Source organism: Bradyrhizobium diversitatis (genome assembly GCF_016031635.1).
Taxonomy (GTDB): Bacteria; Pseudomonadota; Alphaproteobacteria; order Rhizobiales; family Xanthobacteraceae; genus Bradyrhizobium; species Bradyrhizobium diversitatis.
Window position 1 is genome coordinate 1 of record NZ_JACEGD010000132.1, and the last position, 600, is coordinate 600.

The 600-nt window shown below is 70.2% G+C and carries 1 protein-coding gene; it reads right to left on the bottom strand.

All coding sequences use genetic code 11. The features are described 5' to 3' along the window. Positions 1-600, bottom strand: a 600-nt coding sequence (locus H1B27_RS39785) for an NAD(P)/FAD-dependent oxidoreductase (RefSeq protein ID WP_197969791.1), incomplete at both ends; no start/stop codon positions are given.

The following is a 600-nucleotide window of genomic DNA, read 5'->3' on the forward strand; positions in this document are numbered from 1 at the left end:
ATCATGATGTCGGCGCCGAATTTCTGCGCCTGGGTGAACGCACGCGCGGTCAGGGCCTGGCCCGAGATGCCGGTCGGAAAGCCCAGATAGTTCTCGATCCGCGCGCTGGCGCCGGCCTGGCCGCCGAAGGCGCGGGTGTCGAGCACGGCGACCGACAGCCCTTCGGACGCCGCATACACGGCGGTGGCGAGCCCTGCGGGTCCGCAGCCGACGACCGCAACGTCGTAGATGCGGTCACCCTTTGCGCCGCCGATCATGCCGATGGCGCGGTGCTGCGCAATCCGAACGAGACCGAGCTCGCGCGCGCCATCGGCAGTGACGACCAGCGGCCAGTCTTCGGGCTTCGGCAAATACCGCGCGATCAGTTCGGCCGCATCGCGATCGCGATCGGGGTCGAGCAGATGATGCGGCTGGCCGTTGCGGGTGAGGAACCCCTGCAACCGCACCACCCCGACGGAGTTCGACGGTCCGATCAGCACGGGGCCGCCGGCGCCGTCCTGGATCAGATTGACCCGGCGCAGGATCAGCGCCCGCATGATGCGCTCGCCAAGCTCGGCCTCGGCGACCAGCAGCGCGCGCAGCCGGTCCGGCGGAAGCAGC